1 protein-coding gene is annotated in these 1,098 nt (G+C 46.3%); it reads right to left on the reverse strand.

All coding sequences use genetic code 11. From position 1 onward, the window contains the following. A partial coding sequence (locus A3763_RS00960; protein ID WP_156494792.1) for a DUF3458 domain-containing protein occupies positions 1-1,057 on the reverse strand: 1,057 nt, incomplete at its 3' end. Positions 1,058-1,098: the final 41 nt, after the last annotated feature.

Raw genomic sequence — 1,098 nt, forward strand, 5'->3', positions numbered from 1 at the left:
CTAGTGCTTGCTCAGCCTCTGAGGCATCTCCTGAATTTACCAAAGCGCTCAAAGCAGAAAAGCTATCAGTCATATTATCAGCATTTGCAAACTGCTTTTTAGCCAGGTTAATAACATCTGCCATTTGACTTGCAGATGAACCACCTATTGCTGACATTAAAGATAAAGCCGCATTTTTTAATGCCCGTTGTGACATAGAGCCATAATCCAAAGCAGGTAATTCCGACTCAACAATATTGTCACGATAAACTGCATATAGCTCGTCACCTAGCTGATTAGCCAAGGCCTGTCGAACAAATTCTCTTGCAGCATGAATGGCATCAACATCTGCTTGCTCCGCCAGCTGCACAAGATAGCTCTCAGCGGGTAGCATCAGCATCTTGCAAACCATTGCTTTGTCTAAAGAGCTATCTGTGAGCAAACCTCGATACGCCTCGACAAAACTCTGGGGTAACACCAGCTCCAGCCCTTGCTGATAAGATTTGATTAAGCCCTGCAGGATGCGCAATGCCAATGCCTGCCCTGCCTCCCAGCGGTTAAAACCATCGGAGTCATGCTGAAACAAAAATACCAATTGCTCATCAGTATACTGATAGGACAACTTGACCGGAGCCGAAAAGCCTCTTAGTAATGATGGAACCGGTTCTGCTTCGATACCCTCAAAAACAATTGATTCTCGTGCTTCGATTAGCTCAAAAACACATTCTTTAGCGCCATCCGCAATTGATAAGGGAAGCTCCTGCCCTTCTGAGTCCAACAATGCAATAGATACAGGGATATGAAACGGCTCTTTTAAATCTTGCCCAGGTGTTGCAGGGCAAGACTGACTCAAGCTCAAGGTATATTGTTTGCTATTGGCATTATAGCTAGAACTCACTTGCAGCTCTGGCGTCCCGCCCTGATCGTACCAGAGCTTAAACTGTTCCAGATCCATCCCGGAAACGTCAGCCATTGCCGAAACGAAGTCTTCAGTTGTGACCGCTTGCCCATCATGCCTGTCAAAATATAAATCACTCCCTGCCCGGAACTGCTTCGGCCCTAAGAGAGTATGCAGCATGCGAACAACCTCTGCCCCTTTTTCATAAACCGTCAGGGTAT

This window comes from Oleiphilus sp. HI0128, assembly GCF_001635365.1.